General features: G+C 72.1%; 17 protein-coding genes. 5 read left to right on the top strand and 12 right to left on the bottom strand.

Annotated features, from left to right (window positions below):
* Window positions 1-84: 84 nt before the first annotated feature.
* Window positions 85-981 carry a diiron oxygenase gene (locus AB0C04_RS15735; RefSeq protein WP_357054184.1) on the bottom strand — a complete coding sequence of 299 codons (897 nt, stop codon included), beginning with the start codon at window positions 979-981 and terminating at the stop codon, window positions 85-87.
* Between the two features lie 48 nt (window positions 982-1,029).
* On the opposite strand from AB0C04_RS15735, the gene AB0C04_RS15740 reads away from it, so the two are divergent.
* From AB0C04_RS15740 to AB0C04_RS15755, 4 genes are all read left to right on the top strand, one after another.
* Window positions 1,030-1,758, top strand: coding sequence for a TetR/AcrR family transcriptional regulator (locus tag AB0C04_RS15740; protein ID WP_357054187.1), 729 nt, complete (start codon window positions 1,030-1,032; stop codon window positions 1,756-1,758).
* A gap of 70 nt (window positions 1,759-1,828) precedes the next feature.
* Complete coding sequence (locus tag AB0C04_RS15745; protein WP_357054190.1) at window positions 1,829-2,125, top strand: DUF4873 domain-containing protein; 297 nt, start codon at window positions 1,829-1,831, stop codon at window positions 2,123-2,125.
* Window positions 2,115-2,981, top strand: a complete 867-nt coding sequence (locus AB0C04_RS15750) for an SDR family oxidoreductase (protein WP_357054193.1) — start codon at window positions 2,115-2,117, stop codon at window positions 2,979-2,981. Before AB0C04_RS15745 ends, AB0C04_RS15750 begins: the two co-directional genes overlap by 11 nt.
* Window positions 2,978-3,139 (top strand): hypothetical protein, encoded by a 162-nt coding sequence (locus AB0C04_RS15755; protein WP_357054196.1) that lies wholly within the window; start codon window positions 2,978-2,980, stop codon window positions 3,137-3,139. Before AB0C04_RS15750 ends, AB0C04_RS15755 begins: the two co-directional genes overlap by 4 nt.
* A 28-nt stretch (window positions 3,140-3,167) precedes the next feature.
* Here AB0C04_RS15755 and AB0C04_RS15760 read toward each other — a convergent pair whose 3' ends face one another.
* Window positions 3,168-3,725, bottom strand: coding sequence for an isochorismatase family protein (locus tag AB0C04_RS15760; protein WP_357054199.1), 558 nt, complete (start codon window positions 3,723-3,725; stop codon window positions 3,168-3,170).
* A gap of 178 nt (window positions 3,726-3,903) precedes the next feature.
* On the opposite strand from AB0C04_RS15760, the gene AB0C04_RS15765 reads away from it, so the two are divergent.
* Entirely contained in the window at window positions 3,904-4,413 is a 510-nt protein-coding gene (locus AB0C04_RS15765) for a VOC family protein (protein ID WP_357054201.1), read from the top strand.
* 112 nt (window positions 4,414-4,525) lie between these two features.
* Here the strand turns inward: AB0C04_RS15765 and AB0C04_RS15770 are convergent, their stop codons facing one another.
* From AB0C04_RS15770 to sigK, 10 genes are all read right to left on the bottom strand, one after another.
* Window positions 4,526-5,767 carry a DUF1501 domain-containing protein gene (locus AB0C04_RS15770; protein ID WP_357054204.1) on the bottom strand — a complete coding sequence of 414 codons (1,242 nt, stop codon included), beginning with the start codon at window positions 5,765-5,767 and terminating at the stop codon, window positions 4,526-4,528.
* A 9-nt stretch (window positions 5,768-5,776) separates the two neighbouring features.
* Window positions 5,777-7,078 (bottom strand): DUF1800 domain-containing protein, encoded by a 1,302-nt coding sequence (locus AB0C04_RS15775; RefSeq protein ID WP_357054207.1) that lies wholly within the window; start codon window positions 7,076-7,078, stop codon window positions 5,777-5,779.
* Between the two features lie 73 nt (window positions 7,079-7,151).
* Complete coding sequence (locus AB0C04_RS15780) at window positions 7,152-8,366, bottom strand: OFA family MFS transporter (RefSeq protein WP_357054211.1); 1,215 nt, start codon at window positions 8,364-8,366, stop codon at window positions 7,152-7,154.
* 121 nt (window positions 8,367-8,487) lie between these two features.
* Window positions 8,488-9,588, bottom strand: coding sequence for an NrfD/PsrC family molybdoenzyme membrane anchor subunit (nrfD, locus tag AB0C04_RS15785; protein WP_357054215.1), 1,101 nt, complete (start codon window positions 9,586-9,588; stop codon window positions 8,488-8,490).
* Complete coding sequence (locus AB0C04_RS15790) at window positions 9,585-10,628, bottom strand: 4Fe-4S dicluster domain-containing protein (RefSeq protein WP_357054218.1); 1,044 nt, start codon at window positions 10,626-10,628, stop codon at window positions 9,585-9,587. Before AB0C04_RS15790 ends, nrfD begins: the two co-directional genes overlap by 4 nt.
* A 3-nt stretch (window positions 10,629-10,631) precedes the next feature.
* A complete protein-coding gene (gene fdh, locus AB0C04_RS15795; RefSeq protein ID WP_357054221.1) occupies window positions 10,632-13,907 on the bottom strand; it encodes a formate dehydrogenase in 3,276 nt (1,091 codons plus the stop codon).
* Between the two features lie 90 nt (window positions 13,908-13,997).
* Window positions 13,998-15,575 carry a molybdopterin-dependent oxidoreductase gene (locus tag AB0C04_RS15800; RefSeq protein WP_357054224.1) on the bottom strand — a complete coding sequence of 526 codons (1,578 nt, stop codon included), beginning with the start codon at window positions 15,573-15,575 and terminating at the stop codon, window positions 13,998-14,000.
* Between the two features lie 2 nt (window positions 15,576-15,577).
* Window positions 15,578-16,210 (bottom strand): fasciclin domain-containing protein, encoded by a 633-nt coding sequence (locus tag AB0C04_RS15805; RefSeq protein WP_357054227.1) that lies wholly within the window; start codon window positions 16,208-16,210, stop codon window positions 15,578-15,580.
* 231 nt (window positions 16,211-16,441) lie between these two features.
* Window positions 16,442-17,173, bottom strand: a complete 732-nt coding sequence (locus tag AB0C04_RS15810; protein ID WP_357054230.1) for an anti-sigma factor — start codon at window positions 17,171-17,173, stop codon at window positions 16,442-16,444.
* On the bottom strand, window positions 17,170-17,724 hold the full coding sequence (gene sigK, locus AB0C04_RS15815; RefSeq protein ID WP_357055254.1) for an ECF RNA polymerase sigma factor SigK: 555 nt from the start codon (window positions 17,722-17,724) through the stop codon (window positions 17,170-17,172). Before sigK ends, AB0C04_RS15810 begins: the two co-directional genes overlap by 4 nt.
* Window positions 17,725-17,819 lie beyond the last annotated feature (95 nt).

Raw genomic sequence — 17,819 nt, forward strand, 5'->3', positions numbered from 1 at the left:
CCGGCCGGCGCGGCGGCCGCGAGGAAATCCCCGCAGCTGCCGGCACCCTCGCGGGTGGACCGCCGCACCGGGTGGCGACGACAGTCAGATCAGCCCGGCACGGGCCCACAGCAGCCGCCCCGGACCGGCCACCAGGCCGAGATCGGCCAGGTGGGCGTGCACCCGTCCGGCCGACCATCGCAGCGTGGCGCGCCAGTGTGGATTCGCCCGAGCGGCGGCCCGGCCGACCGCCGGCGGGATGCCCACCGCCGCGTACACCTCGGGGTGGACCAGACGGTTGGCGATCGTGCCGGCGGAGCGGCCGATCAACAGCCGGGCGTACGCCGTCGCCAGCGGGCCGGCCGCCGCCACCTGGCGGGCCAACTCGTCGCGGGCGAACCGGACGTGTCGAGCCTCCTCCACCACGTGGATGCGCGACACCATCCGGATGAGCGGCTGCAGCGACTCGTCGGCCATGATCTCGCGTTGGAACGCGTCGAGGATCTCCTCGGCGATGAGGATCGCAGCGTACATCCGCGGACCGGTGGCGGTGGCCTTGAGGAACCTTCCGAGCAGCTGGTCCACCGGGTCCGCCCGGTAGACCGGGCAGCCCATCGCCTCGATGAGCCGGCCGAACATGATCGAGTGTCGGCACTCGTCGGCCACCTCGGTCAGTGCGTACTGGGCGTGCCGGCTGGTCGGGTCGGCGTCGTAGTAGTCCCGGATCAGCATCTGCATGAGGATCGTCTCGAACCACAGCCCGGCGCTCGCCGCGCTGGCCACCTCGTGCTTGGTGAGCTCGACGCGCTGCTCCTCGCCGAGGCGTTCCCACAGGGGCGTGCCGTAGAGGCTGCTCCGGTGCGGTGGGAGCCAGTAGGCGCCCGCGACGTGCGGGGCGTCCCAGTCGATCTCCACGGTGGGGTCGTAGCTGGTGCGCAGCGAGGACGTGAGCAGCCGCTCGGCGACCGCCTCGCGCTCCGTGCCGGCTGGTGTCGCCTCCATTACGCCTCCATATTGACGTGACGGCTGGTAACTGTTACGAGTAGTAGCATGCGATCGCCGCTCAAGGATGTCAATGGATCCGACCCGGCCGGCCCACCGCCCGACGGCGCTGGCAAGGCGAAGGGCAACGGCCGACGGGACCGCTGGGCCGACCATCGTGAGCAACGACGGCGGGAGCTGGTCGCGGCCGCCGTGCAAGCGCTGTTGCGCTACGGACCGGCGGTCGACATGGACCAGGTCGCCGCCACCGCCGGCGTCAGCAAGCCGGTCCTCTACCGCTACTTCGCCGACAAGTCGCAGCTCTGGGTCGCGGTGAGCGAGGTGGTGGCGGCCCGGATCATCGACGCCGTGGCGCCCGCGGTGGAGCAGGTCCGCGAGGAACGCGGTCTGGTCCAGGCGACCATCGACGCCTACCTCGGCGTGATCGAGTCGCAGCCCACGCTCTACCGCTTCCTGATGCACCAGTCCGGCCACCCCGGCATCCACCAGGTGGTCGCCGGGACCAGTCGGCAGGTCGCCGCCGGGTTGGCCCGGGTGATCGGCGATCGGCTGCGCGCGCTGGGTCTCGACGCCGGCCCGGCGGAACCGTGGGCGTACGGCCTGGTGGGCTTCGTCCAGGCGGTCGGTGACTGGTGGACCACCCACGGCCAGCCGATTCGCCGGGCGGCGCTCACCGACTACCTGACCGCCCTGCTGTGGAGCGGGATCGAGGGCGTACGGCGCAGCGCCGACCTGCCGCCCGAGCTCACCCGCGCCCACGAACGGATCACCCCGTGAACGGGCGTCAGCGGGCGAATCGCCGGCCCGGCTCGCCGGAGTCGCAGGCCGGGCGAGGCGAGGTGGCGCCGTGAGCTACCACGGCCCGGCACTCGTCTCGGGCACCCCGGTCCGGGTACGGCTGAGTGGACGGTGGGAGCCGGTCGACGGCCGCTACCACTGGGGTGGACGGATCGAGCCGGCGCCCCCGGTGGCCCGGTTGCTGCGATCCGGGCAGCGCGACGTCGAGCTGAGCATCGCCGACCGGGTCCGGCCGGCCCGGTTGGCCGAGGTCGACCCGTGGGGCGGCGTACGCATCACCGGCGTCGGTGAACCGCCCTGGCCGCCGACGGCCGAGCCGGAACGGGAGCACGCAGATGCGGTATGACCTGACCGGCCGGACCATCCTCATCACCGGCGCGGCGCGCGGCATCGGGGCGCAGCTGGCCCGGCAGGCGGCCGCCCGCGGCGCCCGGGTCGCCCTGGTCGGCCTGGAGCCGGAGCTGCTCCGCCGGCTCAGCACCGACCTCGACGGGCACTGGCACGAGTGCGACGTCACCGACCAGCGAGCCTTGGACGCCGCCGTCGCGTCCACGGTGGACCGATTCGGGGGCATCGACGTGGTCGTCGCCAACGCCGGCATAGCCAACCTCGGCACCACCGCTGTCGGGCCGGTCGACGCGCTGATCCGTACCGTCGAGGTGAACCTCGGTGGCGTGATCCGGACGGTCAGCGCCGCGCTGCCCCACGTCACCGCGGCCCGCGGCCACGTCCTGGTCGTGTCGTCCGCCGCCGCCTTCGCGGCGATGCCCGGGATGGCGGCCTACAGCGCGTCCAAGGCGGGCGTCGAGCAGTTCGCCAACGTGCTGCGCCTGGAGACCCGCCAGCACGGTGTCACCGTCGGCTCCGCGCACCCGATCTGGATCGACACCGACCTGGTCCGCGACATCCGCGACGACCTGGCCTCGTTCCGGCGGACCCTGCGCCGGCTGCCCTGGCCGCTGTCCACCGTCGTGCCCGTCGAGCGGTGCGCCGCCGCGCTGCTGCACGGCATCGAGCGCCGCCGTCGCAAGGTCTACGTGCCTCGCTCACTCGCGCTCGTGCAGGCACTTCGGCCGGTCGTGTTGAGCGGGCCCGCGGACGCGCTGGTCACCCGGCTCGGCGGCCGGGCCCTGGTCAGCCAGATGGAGGACGAGGTACGCCGGCTCGGCCGCTCCTTCGGCCGGACCTCGGTGGGCGGGTGACCATGCGGGTGCGCGCGCCTCGGATGCCGATGAGCGACAACCCGGACCTGGTGGCCGAACTCATCCTGCAGACCAGCGGCGCGCTGCCCCGCGCCGAGCTGTCACGCCGACAGCCCGCTGCGCCAAGGCTGCCGACGCGACGGCAGGTCAACATCTGACGCGGATCCCCGCGCCACGGGACCTGGATCAGGCGGCGCCGAAGTCGACCTCCGTGGTCTCGACGGTGCCGGCCGAGCGCCCCGGCGCCGTCTGGTAGGCCCAGTAGAGGTTGGTGTGCGCGATGACCTGCTCGGGCGGGGGCGCACCCCACGCGGTCATGTCCTCCGTGGTGTGCGCGTCGCTGACCAGCGTCGCGTCGTAGCCCCTGACGAGCGCGCCGTGCAGGGTCGCGCGGACGCAGCCGTCGGTCTGGGCGCCGGCCACAACGAGCCGGCCGACCCCCCGATCCGACAACACCGTCTCGAGGGTGGTGTCCTCGAAGGAGTCGCCGTAGTTCTTCTCGACCAGCGGCTCGGCGTCGCCCGGAGTCAGCTCGGGCACGATCCGCCAGGCGTCGGTGCCCCGCACCAGACCCTCGTCGGAGTGCTGGATCCACACCACCGGAACCTGTTCCTGCCGTGCCTTCTCGACCAGGCTGCCGACGTTCGTGACGACCGCGTCGCGCTGGTGGGCTCCCTCGACGACGCCCTGCTGCACGTCGATGACGAGCAGTGCGGTGTTCGGCCGGTCCTGAAGTGTGGTCATGGATCCTCCTGCTCGTGCCGGACGGTGCCACCACGGTAGGTGGAGCCACCGACAGAAATCTGCCCCGGCCGCCGGCCGGAGCTGGTCCGACCCGGCAGCACTAGCCGATCCCGCACGGGGTAGGACCTGACGAGCAGCGGCACCGAAGCGACCAAGCACGCTGGTGAGGAGAGACAGGATGGCAACCATGCCAAACCCCTCGAACGGGTCCATCGGCCTCCGGACGGCCGCGCACGTCGGGGTCGCGGTGAGCGATCTCGACCGTTCGGTCGCGTTCTATCAGACCCTGCTCGGCACCGAGCCGGTCGTCTTGGACGAGACGATGGGCGGGCCCGGGTTCGCGCAGTCGCAGGGGCTGCCGACGACGGAGCTGCGGTACGCCACCTTCAACCTCGACAATCTCGGGATCGACCTGATCCAGTTCCAGCAGCCGGTCGGCGAACCGGCGCAGGTGGCCGCCAACCGGCCCGGGTCGATGCACCTGTGCTTCCAGGTGGACGACCTGCGATCGGTCTTCGACCGGATGCGCGAGGCCGGCTTCGACTTCCTCGGGGAGCCCTACACGTTCGCCGAGGGCGAGGTCTATCCCGCGGACGCGCTCGGTACGGAGGTCGCCTACTTCAACGACCCGGACGGGACGAACCTCGAGCTGATAGCCCCCAAGGGTGGCTTCGCCCGCAACACCTGAACGAGGCGCTGCGGCGGCCGCGCGACCGGTCGCCGCAGCGGCCCGCACCTGCGGCACGGCTGCCCGACCGGCCGGCCCGCGACCGGCTCCGGTGACGGCAGCCGCGACGGCCTCACAGGATGCCGGTGAGGCGGCCCCGCCAGCCGGCGAGGACCCGGCCGGGGTCGGTCTGCAGCACCTGCTCCAGCAGGGTCGCATAGACGTCCCGGAAGTCGGTGGTGAACTTCAGGTCACCGTCGTCGAGGTCGGTGAGGCTCGGTGGCTCGCCGTACACGCCGCCGCGCACGCCGGACCCGAGCAGCAGAACGTTGGAGGCGGTGCCGTGATCGGTGCCGTCGGAGGCGTTCGCGCGTACCCGGCGGCCGAACTCCGAGTAGACCGCGACCACGACCTTGCGACCCGCCTCGGTACGCGCCATCCGGTCGACGAACCCGCTGAGCGCCCGGTCCACCTGCCCGAGCAGCACCTCCTGGAGCTGCCGCTCGTCCGCGTGGGTGTCGAAGCCGCCCAGCGACACCGAGAAGACCCGGGTCGAGACCCCCGCCTCGACGCACTGGGCGACCAGGTCCAACTGCCCGTCGAGCGGGGTACGGGCGCCGCCGGTCGCGGTGGCCGGCTCGGCCCCGCCCTCCTGCTCCTCGCCGTCGGAGCCGTCGGCGTCCCGTACCGCGCGGATCATCGCGTCGACGGACCGCAGGTCGGCGAAGCACGTGGCGGCGCGGGCCCGGGCCGGCGACTCACCCGACGCGGGGGCGGCGAACGCGGCCAGTGTGGCGTCGGAGAGCCCCAGCGAGGCCTTCCGCTCGGTCAGCGGCACCGAGGCTCCCGCGCCACTCGCACCGGCCAGCAGCGGCGGAAGCGCCGGCTCGAAGGAGACCGCCAGCCGGGGGTCGCCGCCGGCCTGGTCGAGCCACCTGCCGAGCCACCCGGTCGTGCCGGGGCGTTCCGGCTCGGCGCTGTGCCAGATGTCCATCGACCGGAAATGGCTGCGGTCCGGCTTCGGGTAGCCGACGCCGCGGACCACCGCCAGCTGTCCCTGGCCGTGCAGCCGGTGCAGCCCGGCCAGCGCCGGGTTGAGGCCGACCTCGTCGTCCAGCCGTTTCACCTGCTCCGCCGGGTAGGCCAGCTCGGGGCGCGCGTCGTGGTAGGCCGGGTCGGCGTACGGGATGACGGTGTTCAGGCCGTCGTTGCCGCCGTACAACGTGACCAGCACCAGCGTGCGGGCCTCCGGGTCGCGGTCACCCGCGGTGGCGAGCAGGTCCTCCCACCGGTAGGCGGCCGCGCCCGCCGCCAGGGCGGTCGCGCCGACCACTCCGCTCGCCACCAGGAACCGCCGTCGGGTCAGGGCGTCCATCGCTCCTCCTCAGCTGACCGCGTACTCGGGACTGACCAGGCCGGCCACGATCAGCCGGCGCGGTTCGCCGGCCAACGGCGTCAGCGCCGCCCGGGTGCGCTCGCTCCAGCGGTCGACCACGAGCAACCGGGCCAGAGCCTCGGGGCGACCCTCGGGTGGCGCGGCGCTGAGCCGGGCCAGCGCGGCGGGCGCCGCGACGCTCGCCAGGGCGTCGGCCGTGCGCAGCTGAGCCTGCAGCGACGAGGTGGTCAGCCAGGCGGTGCCGGCCGGCCAGCCGCTGACACTCGGCGGCCGCAAGGGAACCTGGTCCATCGCCGTCAGGCCGGCGAGCAGCCGTCGTCGGCGCTGCTCCGGTAGGGCCGACGGCCGGACGCCGAGCTGACGCGCCGCGCCCACCAGCCACTCGACGGGCTGTTTGACCAGGGTGTCCCGGGTCTGCGCGAAGGCCGGCGCGGTGAAGATCCGGCGCAGCGTGGTGACCGTGTCCGGCCCGGCGAGCTCCGCGGGCGTGGGCACCTGCGGGCCGGCGAAGCGGAACCAGAGCCGGCCCGCGACGTAGCGTGCCGCCTCGGGCCGGCCGGCCAGCAGACGGGCGTACGCGGCGGCGTCGAAGGCGGCCCGCTGACCGAGGATCGTCTTGATCCCAACGTCGTGTCGGCGCCGCTCGAACCGGGCCGCCCCGGCGCGGCGGTCGACCACCCAGCCGGTGAGGGCGCGGGCGCCCTCCTTGACGTCCGCCTCGGTGTAGCCGCCCTCGATGCCGAGGGTGAAGAGCTCCATCAGCTCGCGGGCCAGATTCTCGTTGGGTGCCTTGCGGGTGTTCTTCTGCCCGTCCAGCCAGAGGATCAGGGCCGGATCCCGGACCATCGCGTCGACCAACGGTGCGAGCGGCCCCCGCCCGAGCCGGCGCATCGTCTCGAGCTGGCGCAGCATGAGCGGCGCGGAGCGGACCTTCTGCGCGCTGGTCGCCCAGTGGCCGTGCCAGAAGAAGAGCAGCTTCTCGGTCAGCTGGTGGTCGGCGGCGACCATCCGGGTGAACCACCAGTCGGTCAGCCTGGTGAGCTGTTCGCGGCGCTGTTGGTTGGCCCGTTGGCGATCTTCGCGGCTGGACTCCTTGCCGAGCTGCGCGGCCGGATCCGGGCCGAGCGACGGGGTGGGAGTCGTCCCGGCACCGGCGTCCGGGCCGTCGGGCGTGAGCAGCCGGTCGAGGGTACGGGCGAGCCCCGCGCGCTCGGCCGCGTCGACCTCGTCGGCGGTCGGCCCGAACGTCGCCCGACGCAGCAGGTGCGCCACCGCTTCGCGCTCTGTCATGTCGCTCGACGCTAGGGCATCAACGTTCGAGGCGGGTAAGAGCGCGGTCCGGAGATCGTCCGGTCCGGTCGGCTCAGGGGCCGGTGACCTCGTTGTGTGGTCGCGGTCGGCCCGGCGCGGTCGGCAGCCGGGTGATCGGCGGCAGGATCAGGCCGACGAGGGCGACGATCGCGATGACGGTGAACGGCAACGTGTAGCTCTCGCCGCTCGCCTCGAAGAGCAGCGAGGTGACCAGCGGGCCGACCACGCCGCCGATGCTCCAGGCCACGATCATCGCGCCGTAGACCGCGCCGGCGTTGGGCGTGCCGAAGTAGTCGGCGGCGGTGGCGGGCATCGTGCCGAAGCCGCCCCCGTACGCGAGGTAGACCAGCGCGGCGAGGACCGCGAAGACCGCGAAGGCCGCCGCGTGCGGCAGGATGAAGAAGCAGATCGCCTGCAACAGGAGCATCCCGAGAAACGCGGGCATCCGACCGGTGCGGTCGGAGAGCCATGCCCAGGCCACCCGGCCGGCGCCGTTGAACAGGCCGAGGACACCGACCAGGGTGGCGGCGGTCGCCGCGGTCGCCCCGGTGATGTCCTGGGTGGCGTCGGACGCCTGGGAGATCAGCGCGATCCCGCAGGCGACGTTGATGGTGAGGATCCCGGTGAGCAGGTACCACTGCCGGGTCCGCAGCGCCTCGCGCAACGTGTAGACACGGGTGCCGGCGACGGCGCGACCCTCGGCCTTCGGGGTGAAGCCGGGCACCTGGTACGCCGGCGGCGGGTTACGGAAGAAGGACGCCCCGAGCAGGATCGCGATCAGGTAGGCGATGCCCAGCGGCAGGAACACGCTGGTGGGGTCACTGGTCCGGTTGAGCAGGGACTTCGCGACCGGTGCGACGATCACCGCGCCGAAGCCGAACCCGGCGACCGCGATCCCGGTGATCAGGCCGCGCCGGTCGGGAAACCACTTGGCGAGCATCGCGATCGGGGTGATGTAGACGGCTCCCAGGCCGATCCCGCCCAGCACGCCGTAGGTCAGCACCAGCAGCCAGAGGTCGTCGCTCGACGACGTGAGCGACGCCAGCATGTTGCCGACCGCGTAGAGCACCCCACCGCCCAGGGCGACCGGTCGTGGTCCACGTCGGTCCTGGATCCGGCCACCGATCAGGCTGCCGATGAAGATGGTGCCGATCGCCACCTCGAAGGGCAGCACCGCCTGCGCCTTGCTCCAGCCGAACTCCTGCTGCAGCGGCATGTTGAACACGCTCCAGGCGTAGACGGCGCCGAGCGCGAGCTGGACGAGCACGGCGGCGACGACGAGACCCCATCGGCCTCGCGTCGGTGTGGAACTTCCCTGATCGCTTGCGGTGTGGGCCATGAGCTGAGTCCCCCGTTCGTCGGCTCACGGGCTGGCGCCTGCGGATGAGCTACGTCCGTTTCTCGGCCGGCGACCGGTCCCCTTCCTGGTCGCGCCGTTCCCGTTGCGGCACGACCGTGTACTTCGGATCGCGCGCCGACGCCACGCCCGCCTCGAAGACGCCGACCCGGGTGGCGAGCGACGAGGCCAGCAGGGCGGCGCCGGAGATCGCGGAGAGGACACGGCTGCGCCCGCTCAGCAACGCCGCGGTGGCGCCGACGGCGAGCAGCGCCCGTCCCGCCCGCATCAGGCGGCCGCTGCGCCCCTGTCGGTAGGGCTCGCTGGTCAGCCCCATCCGCTCCAGCCGGTGGCCACCGGCCAGCTCGATGGCCGCGGCCGCCAGGGCGAGCCGGCGCACCGGGGCGGTCTCCGCGGCGGGCGCCGCGATCAGCGCGACCCCGCAGGCGGCGGCGAGCGCGCTGCCGGCGAAGACGAACGGCAACGCCGGGTAGGCGTCGTGCCAGGACGGTACGGCGGTGTCGGCCAGGAGCACCCCGGTGTAGGTGGCCAGCGCCGGTGCGGTGGCCGCGGTGGCCAGGCCGGCGACGTCGCCGATCGGCGGGGCCAGCCGGCGCGCCAGCCCGAGCGCGCCGTGCCGCGGGAGCAGCGGCGCCAGTTCGGCGACTGCCGCGACGCCGGCCAGCGGCCCGAAGGCGGTGAGGACCCAGGTGCCGACCGACATCGGCGAGGTCAGTTTGGCCACCCGGAGCATGTGGTGGAACCGGTCCGGCCGCCCGAGGTCGTGGATCAGCAGGTACGTGCTGGCGGCGATGCCGCCGAGGGCGGTCCCCCGGCTCACCTGGCGCAGCCCGGGCCGCGCGGTCAGCTGGGCCCCGGCGGCGATCAACGCGCTTCCGGCGGCGAGGCCGCCGGTGAACAGGTAGCCGGCGATGTCGCGTTTCCTCCACACCGGTGGTTTGAGGACCGGCCGGCCGTAGTAGGAGGTGAAGTCGACCGGCGGGACGGTGACCTGTTCGTCGCCCGCACCGCGCCCTCGCCAGCCGCGACCGGTTCCGCGCCGGCGCTGCCCGTCGGCGGGCCGGTCGATCCGGAACTCGGGGAGCCGGGCGCCGGACGGGTTGTTCGGGTCGGCTGGGGTCGGGCCCGTCATGGCCGACCGCCGATGAACGCGACGGCTGCGGCGGCGGCCATCGTCACCGCTGCCAGGCCGGCGCGTTTCCACATTTTCGGCAGATCACGGGTGGTCACAACCGGATCCGGGGGCAGGCCGTACACCTCCGGCTCATCCAACAACAGGAAGAACGCCCCGTCACCACCCACACCATCATTCGGATCATGACCATACAGGCGCGCCTGCGACACCCCCCGCCCATGCAACGTCGCCACCCGCGCCGCCGCCCGCCCCCGCAACTCCTCCAACGGCCCGTACTGAATCGACTCCGTCGGACACGCCTGCGCACACGCCGGCGTCATGCCCGCGCCGAGCCGGTCGTAGCACAGCGTGCACTTCCACGCCCGACCATCATCCTTACGCTGATCAATCACCCCGTACGGACAAGCCGAAATGCAGTAACCACACCCATTACAGATGTCCTCCTGCACCACCACCGTCCCGAACTCCGTCCGGAACAACGAACCCGTCGGACACACATCCAAACAAGCCGCATGCGTGCAGTGCTTACACACATCCGACATCATCAACCAGCGAAAATCGCTACGCCCCTCCATACCGGTACCCCGACCCGGCGGCTGCGCCCCCGGCATCCCCAGGAACTCCGAGCCACCCACCATCCGCGCCGCGGCCCCCGGCGAACCCGATGGGATACCGGGATCGGTACCGGTATGGGTGGCGGTCTCGGCGCCGAAGGTCGCGGTGGCCGCGCTGACCGGCGGACCGGCCGGGGTGTCCTCGAACGCGGGAGTGGCCCAGCCGGACGGGCGGGGCTGTTCGACAAAGGCGACGTGCCGCCACGAGTTCGCGGTCAACGCCCCCGTGTTGTCATACGACATCCCCAGCAGATCCAGCCCGCTCTCCGGCACGTCGTTCCACTCCTTGCAGGCCACCTCACAGGCCTTGCAACCGATGCAGACACTCGTGTCGGTGAAGAACCCCATGCGCGCCGGGGGATCCTCGTAGCCGGCATCCGGTGCCGGGTCCAGTGGCCCGTACAGGCTGTTCGCGTGGACCATCGGTCAGGCCTCCGGGTCGCTGTCGCTGGCCGGGTCGTCGGTCGTGACCATCGGCGGGTAGTGCGGGTTGAGGTTCCCCGACCGCCGCCGGTAGTCCACGACGACGTCCAGCAACTCCCGTCCCCTGGGCCGTCGGCCCGGCCGGATGTCGCAGGTGCCGACCTTGCTCTCCTGGATCAGCACGTTCGGGTCCAGGGTGATGCCGAACAGGTCGTTGGCGGAGTCGCCGGTGACCAGGCCCTGGTAGCCGAAGTGGTAGGGCAGCCAGATCTGGTGGATGATCCGGCCCTCCACCCGCAGCGGGGTGAGCCGGTCGGTGACCAGCACCTTGGCCTCGATCGCCGCCCGGGTGGTGATGAGGTGCGCCCAGCACAGATGATTCAGTCCCCGTTCGACCGCCAGCTCCGGCGACACCTCCACGAACATCTCCGGCTGCAACTCCGCCAGCGGCCGGACCGTGCGGCTCATCCCGCCGGCCGTGTGGTGCTCGGTGAGCCGGCTGACCGTGAAGACGTACGGGAAGACGTCGCTGTGCGCCTCGGGCGGGCTCGGATTGAGCGTGTTGATGGGATGGGTGTAGACCTTGCGGGTCGGGTTGGCCTGCTGCCGGTAGAGCGGGTTGCGCACCGGCGACTCGGCCGGCTCGTAGTGCGTCGGCAGTGGCCCGTCGAGGACGCCGGTGGGGGCGTACAACCAACCCTTGCCGTCGCCCTGGAGAACGAACGGATCGTCCCCGGCGATCGCTGCCACGCCCGCCGCCCCCGCGGGAGGCCGGAACGAGGGCGCCTTCGTCTTCTCGAAGTCCGGCACGTCGTAGCCGGTCCACTCGCCCTTCTCCGGATCCCACCAGACGTACTTCTTGCGCTCGCTCCACGGCCTGCCGTCCGGGTCGGCGGAGGCACGGTTGTAGAGGATCCGCCGGTTCGCCGGCCAGGCCCAACCCCACTCGGCGGCCACCCAGTCCTGCTCCGAGCCGGGCTTGCGGCGGGCGGCCTGGTTGACGCCGTCGGCGTAGACCCCGGTGTAGATCCAGCATCCGCCGGCGGTGGTGCCGTCGTCCTTCATCTCGGTGAAGGAGGCGAGCGGTCGACCGCTGGCCACGTCGTACCCGTTGATCTCGTAGAGCACCGACTCGGCGCTCGGCTCGGCGAGCGGGCCGTGCGTCGGGTAGTTCCAGTTCAGCTCCAGCAGCGCCCGGTCGCGGGGCAGGGTCGACGTGGCCAGCCGGTCCCGGATGATGCGGCCGAGGTGGTAGAAGAACCACAGCTCGGAGCGGGCGTCACCCGGTGGCTCGACGGCCTTCTCCCGCCACTGCAGCAGCCGCTGGGTCTGCGTGAAGGTGCCCTCCTTCTCCACGTGCGAGGCCGCGGGCAGGAAGAACACCTCGGTGCGGCACTGCTCGGGCACGATCTCACCGGTGGCCACCTCGGGGCCGTTCTGCCAGAACGTCGCGCTCTCGATCATGAACAGGTCGCGGACCACCAACCAGTCCAGGTTCGCCATGCCCAGCCGCTGCGCACGGCCGTGCGCCGAACCGACGGCCGGGTTCTGACCGAGCAGGAAGTAGCCCTTGATCTTTCCGTCGATCATGTCGAGCACCTGCTGGTAGGTGCCGTGATCACCGGTCATGCGGGGCATGTAGCCGTAGCAGTAGTCGTTCTCGGCGGTCGCCGCGTCCCCCCAGTACGCCTTGAGCAGGTTCACCCCGTAGGCGCGGGCGTTGCCCCAGAAGCCCTTCTGGCCCGGGTGCCGGATGCTGTCGACCCACTGGTCGAAGGTCGGGTGGTCGGCGTGGTGCGGCATCGGCAGGTAGCCCGGCAGCAGGTTGAACAGTGTCGGGATGTCGGTGGAGCCCTGGATGCTGGCGTGTCCCCGCAGGGCCATGACCCCGCCGCCCGGGCGCCCCATGTTGCCCAACAGCAGTTGGATGATCGCCCCGGTGCGGATGTACTGCACGCCGACGGTGTGCTGGGTCCAACCCACCGAGTAGACGAGCATGCCGGTCCGGTTCCGGCCGGAGTTCTCCGTCCAGGCCTGGGCCAGTTCGAGGAACTTCTCCTGCGGAATGCCGCAGATCCGCTCCACCATCTGCGGGGTGTAGCGGGCGAAGTGCCGCTTGAGGATCTGGTAGACGCAGCGCGGATGCTGCAATGTCTCGTCCCGCTCGGTCTGACCGTTGACCGGCGCCCCGTGCGACTCGTGCTCCAACCCCGCCGCGGTTTCCCGTTGGGTCTCGGTGTCGCGGGTCGCGCCGTTCTGCTCGTGCCCGTGGTACTGCCAGCTGGTCTGGTCGTAGCTGGCGTTCTTCTCCTTGAACCCGGAGAAGAGCCCATGCAGGTCCTCGGCGTCGCGGTAGTCGTCATTGACGATGGTCGCGGCGTTGGTGTAGGAGACCACATACTCGCGGAAGTCGAGTTCGTTCTCCAGGATGTAGCGCACCACCCCACCGAGAAGCGCGATGTCGGTGCCGGCCCGGATCGGCAGGTAGCTGTCGGCCAGCGCGCTGGTCCGGGTGAACCGGGGATCGACATGGAACACCTTCGCGCCGCGCCGCTTGGCCTCCATCACCCACTGGAACCCGACCGGATGCGCCTCGGCCATGTTCGAACCCTGAATCACGATGACGTCGGAATTGGCGAGGTCCTGCTGGAACTGCGTCGCGCCGCCACGACCGAAGCTGGTTCCCAGACCGGGAACGGTGGCGGAGTGTCAAATACGCGCCTGATTCTCGATCTGCAACGCCCCCATCGCCGTGAACAGCTTCTTGATGAGGTAGTTCTCCTCGTTGTCCAACGTCGCGCCGCCCAGACTGGAGATCCCCAGCGTCCGGTTCAGCGGACGACCCTCGCCGTCGACGTCCTCCCACGTCTCGTCCCGGGCCGCCAGGACCCGATCGGCGATCATGTTCATCGCCGTGTCGAGGTCCAGGTCTTCCCACTCGGTCGCGTACGGCCGCCGGTAGCGCACCGTCGTCTGACGCAACGGGCTGGTCACCAGACTCTTGCTCGCGGCGCCCTTCGGACAGAGCCGACCACGGGAGATCGGACTGTCCGGATCCCCCTCGATCTGAGTGACCTGCCCGTCCTCGGCGTACACCCGCTGGCCGCAACCCACGGCGCAGTAGGGGCAGATCGACCGGGCCATGCTGTCGGCGGTTTCGGTGCGCGCGGTGAGCGACGTGGACTGGGCGGACTTGGCCGCGGCGCCCCGACCCAGCGGGTCGGTGCCGGTGAGCTGGCGGTAGACCGGCCAGCCCTCGATCCAGGTGCGCACCCCCATCGCTCCGCCTTTCCGACGAAAACGCGGAAAACATGAACAGTCTGACACTAGATGAATTGCCCGACTCGCGCAGTGGGATGCACGTACGGGTCAGGTGATCGTCACGGTCACGTTGTGCCAGCCGGTCGCGCCGCTCGGAAAGGGTGCCGCGCGCTCCTCGGTCTGGGTGGCTCCGGCGGCGTCGGTGGCCCGAACCCGGATGGTGTGGCTGCCGGGCGTGGCGTCCCACCGGTAGGACCACTGCCGCCACAGGTCCGGTGAGGGGCCGCCGGCGAGCCGCGCCTGACGCCACGGCTCATCGTCGACCTGGATCTCGACGGCGCTGATGCCGCGCCGCTGGGCCCAGGCGACACCGGCGATCATGACCGGGCCGGCCAGCCGGCGGGCAAAGGGTCTTGGGGTGTCGACGCGGGACGCGGTCTTGACGGGCGCATCCGCCGCCCAGCCTCGGCGCACCCAGTACGCGTCGTAGGCGGCGAAGGTGGTGATCTCCAGCTCGGTGAGCCACTTGCACGCGCCCACGTAGCCGTAGAGACCGGGCACCAGCATGCGGACGGGAAAGCCGTGTTCGAGGGGAAGGGGTTCGCCGTTCATGGCGACCACGAGCATGGCGTCACGGCCGTCGAGCACGGCCCGCAGTGGGGTACCGATGGTCATCCCGTCGACGGATCGGCTGACCAGCTGGTCCGGTCCGACCTCGAGGCCGGCCTCGCGCAGCAGCGGGGCGAGCGGTACGCCGGTCCAGCGCGCGGTCCCGATGTAGGGCCCGCCGACCTCGTTGGAGACGCAGTTCAGGGTGATGTCGCGCTCGATCAGCTCGCGGGCGAGGAGTTCCTCGAACCGCCAGCTGCGGGGCCGCCGCACCGCGCCGCCCAGGGTCAGCCGCCACCGGTCGACGTCCACCTGCGGGACGGTGAGGGCGGTGTCCACCCGGTAGAAGTCCCGGTTGGTCGTGTGGAACGGGGAGACACCGTCGACGTCCGTCCGGACGCTCGCCGGTAGTGGCGGGGCGGGGCTGGCGGGTGCGGGGATACGTACCGTGGCGCGGGACCTGGTGCCGACGCCGCGGTTGACGCCGAGGGCCCGCCCGGCGGTGGCGGCCGCGGCCGCGCTCAGCGCGGTCGCGGCGGAGGTGGTCAGGAACTGCCGTCGGTTGAGCAGCCGCGGCCGGCCCGTCGAGGAGACGGCGACGGTGCCGGCGGAGCGGACCAGCGCCAGCATGGCGAGCGCGCCGGCGACCGCGCCGGCGATCGTCGGGGTGGCGTCCACGGCGACGGCGGTGGGACGGGTCAGGACGGCGACGATGCCGATGACGGTGAACGCGGCGAGTCCGATGACGCCGTAGCGGCGACGGCGCAGCGCCGCCGTGCCGATGATGACGCTGGCGGCGGCGAGAACAGCGTGGACGGCCGCCACCAGGACGAGCTTGTCGGCGGTGCCGAACGTGCGGATGGCGAACGCCTTGACCGGTTGCGGGGCGAGGTCGATGGCAGCGGCGCCGACGGCGAGCACCGGATCGGCGGCGGGGTTGAGCACCCCGGCGACCAGGTGGGCGACCGCGACCGCGGCGCCGGCGGTGAGCAGGCCGACGACGACCGCCCGCGGACCGATGGAGGGGGGCGGCCCCGGCCGGCCGTGGGCCGGCCGGGGTCCGATCTCGGTGGTCATGATCAGCTCTTGGGCATCAGCACGGTGTCGACGAGGTACACCGTGGCGTTGGCGGTCGAGACATTGCCGCAGACCACCATGGACGTGCCGTTGACGGTGAACGACGAGCCGCTGCCGGTCACGGTCAGGTCGGCACCCTGCAGGGTCTCGTGCGTGCCGGCGAGGGTCTCCGGGGAGAGCTGACCCGGTACGACGTGGTAGGTCAGCACCTTCTTCAGCATGGCGTCGTCGGCGAGCACCTTGTCGAGGTCCGCCTTCGGGATCTTGCCGAACGCGTCGTTGGTCGGCGCGAACACCGTCACGCCCTGCGCGGTGTTGAGCGAGTCGACCAGGTTGGCCTTCTTGACCGCGGTGACCAGGGTGGACAGCACCGGGTTGCCGGACGCGGCGGTCGCGACCGGGACCTTCGCCATCGCCTCGAAGCTGCCCGGGTTCGCGGCGTCGACCGGGACCGCGGAGCAGCCCGGGCCGAACTGCGCGGACATCATCGACGGCGACGCCGAGGCCATCGGTGCGCCGGCCGACGTGCTCGGCGCGGTGGTGGCGTCGTCGGCGGCACTGTCGGTGTCGGCGCCGCAGGCGGACAGGGCCAGGATGGCGGTCGCGCCAACGGCGGCGAACATTCGCCGGTACATAGGTGCTCCTCAGATCGGGGGTTGGTGCTTTCACCGAGGATTCGGAGCGACCCGGTTGCCGGATGGGTGCGAATGCCGAATTTCCGGACGGAGCGTGTGGACCGTCGAGTGGCGGCGACGGCCCGGCCCAGCGCGGGCGGCGTCCGTCCCGGCGCAAACGGCCCGGCGCGGGCGGGGCCCGGCGACGAGCCTGAGCGGGTGCAGCGTCGGACGCCCGGACGCCGCACCCGGTCAGCGCAGCGGCAGGAGCGCGACGACCCGCGTGGGCGTGGCCGACCCGCCGACGGGTTCGTTCGACAGCCCGAACGTCGACGCGCCGTCGATCGGGCCGACGACGCTGGTGGCGGTCGTCGCGTCGGCGGAAAGCACCCCGACCGACCGAGGATCCTCGTCACCGCGGATGAGCCACAGCTGATAGGCCCGGCCCGCACCGGGCGCCGGCAGATCGTGGAGCACCGCGACGCCGCGGTCGCGTTCCTGGGACACCACCAGCACCGTGCGACCGCCGCCCTCGACCGCGATCTGGTGGACCCGGGCGTCACGTGCGGTGAGGACCTCGGCGACCCGGCGGGCGTTCTCGTCGACGACCTGCTGCTGTTCGGTCCCGTTGTCGGCGACGGTCCAGGTCACCGCGCTCGCGCCGGCGGCCGCGACGATGGCGGCGGCGACGCTGGTCAGCCAGCGCGGCCAGCGCCGGTCGGCCGGTGACGGGCGGCCGGGTTCTGAGACGACGCGTTCCTGCGGGGTACGTCGGGCGGCGGCCAGGGTACGGTCGCGCAGGGCGACCGGGACGGGCTCGGCAATCGTGTCGTCGGCGAGGCGGGCGGCGGTCTCCCGCAGCTCGGCCACCTCCTGACGGCAGGTGCCGCAGCCGGCGAGGTGCCGTTCGAACGCCGCCCGTTCGAGGTCGTCGACCGCGTCGAGGGCGTACGCGCCGGCGAGGGTGTGGATGTCGGCGCTCATGCCCGCTCCCCCACCTGAACGCCGAGGCAGTCGCGCAGCCGGATCAGCCCGTCGCGCAGCCGCGTCTTGATCGTCGGTAACGGCGCGGCCAACTGCTCCGCCACCTCCCGGTAGGTGTACCCGCCGTAGTAGGCGAGGGTCACCGCCTCCCGTTGCAGCGGGGTCAGCCCGTCCAGGCAGCGGCGGACCTGTTCCCGGTCCAGCCGGGCCGCCACCCCCTCCGCCACCTCGTCGTAGGGCACACTGCCGTCGCGCGCCGCGGCCCGCTGCGTCCGCTCGGTACGCGCCTGCTCCGACCGGACCCGGTCCACCGCCCGGCGGTGCGCCATCGTCAGGACCCAGGCCGTCGCGGTGCCGCGCGTCGGGTCGAACCGGGCGGCCGTCCGCCACACCTCCACGAGGACCTCCTGGGTCACTTCCTCGGCCATGCCGGGATCGCGCAGCACCCGCCGGGCCAGACCGAGCACCTTGCCGACCACCGCGTCATAGAGGGCGGCGAAGGCGGCGTCGTCGCCCCTGGCCACCCGGCCGAGCAGGTCGTCGACGTCCAACGGGCGGCTGCCGACGACGACCGGATCCCACCGGCGGGCCCGCCCGCCGTCAGCATCTCCCACTGCGTCCCCTCCATGATCCTGAGCCTTGGCAG

The sequence above is a fragment of the Micromonospora sp. NPDC048909 genome (assembly GCF_040649635.1).
Classification (GTDB): domain Bacteria; phylum Actinomycetota; class Actinomycetes; order Mycobacteriales; family Micromonosporaceae; genus Micromonospora.

Bases quoted from the DNA above. Each gene is read 5' to 3' on its own strand.
- AB0C04_RS15735 (WP_357054184.1), bottom strand. From the start codon at position 981: ATGGAGGCGACACCAGCCGGCACGGAGCGCGAGGCGGTCGCCGAGCGG.
- AB0C04_RS15740 (WP_357054187.1), top strand. From the start codon at position 1,030: ATGCGATCGCCGCTCAAGGATGTCAATGGATCCGACCCGGCCGGCCCA.
- AB0C04_RS15750 (WP_357054193.1), top strand. From the start codon at position 2,115: ATGCGGTATGACCTGACCGGCCGGACCATCCTCATCACCGGCGCGGCG.
- AB0C04_RS15760 (WP_357054199.1), bottom strand. From the start codon at position 3,725: ATGACCACACTTCAGGACCGGCCGAACACCGCACTGCTCGTCATCGAC.
- AB0C04_RS15765 (WP_357054201.1), top strand. From the start codon at position 3,904: ATGGCAACCATGCCAAACCCCTCGAACGGGTCCATCGGCCTCCGGACG.
- AB0C04_RS15770 (WP_357054204.1), bottom strand. From the start codon at position 5,767: ATGGACGCCCTGACCCGACGGCGGTTCCTGGTGGCGAGCGGAGTGGTC.
- AB0C04_RS15775 (WP_357054207.1), bottom strand. From the start codon at position 7,078: ATGACAGAGCGCGAAGCGGTGGCGCACCTGCTGCGTCGGGCGACGTTC.
- nrfD (WP_357054215.1), bottom strand. From the start codon at position 9,588: ATGACGGGCCCGACCCCAGCCGACCCGAACAACCCGTCCGGCGCCCGG.
- AB0C04_RS15790 (WP_357054218.1), bottom strand. From the start codon at position 10,628: ATGGTCCACGCGAACAGCCTGTACGGGCCACTGGACCCGGCACCGGAT.
- AB0C04_RS15800 (WP_357054224.1), bottom strand. From the start codon at position 15,575: ATGACCACCGAGATCGGACCCCGGCCGGCCCACGGCCGGCCGGGGCCG.
- AB0C04_RS15805 (WP_357054227.1), bottom strand. From the start codon at position 16,210: ATGTACCGGCGAATGTTCGCCGCCGTTGGCGCGACCGCCATCCTGGCC.
- AB0C04_RS15810 (WP_357054230.1), bottom strand. From the start codon at position 17,173: ATGAGCGCCGACATCCACACCCTCGCCGGCGCGTACGCCCTCGACGCG.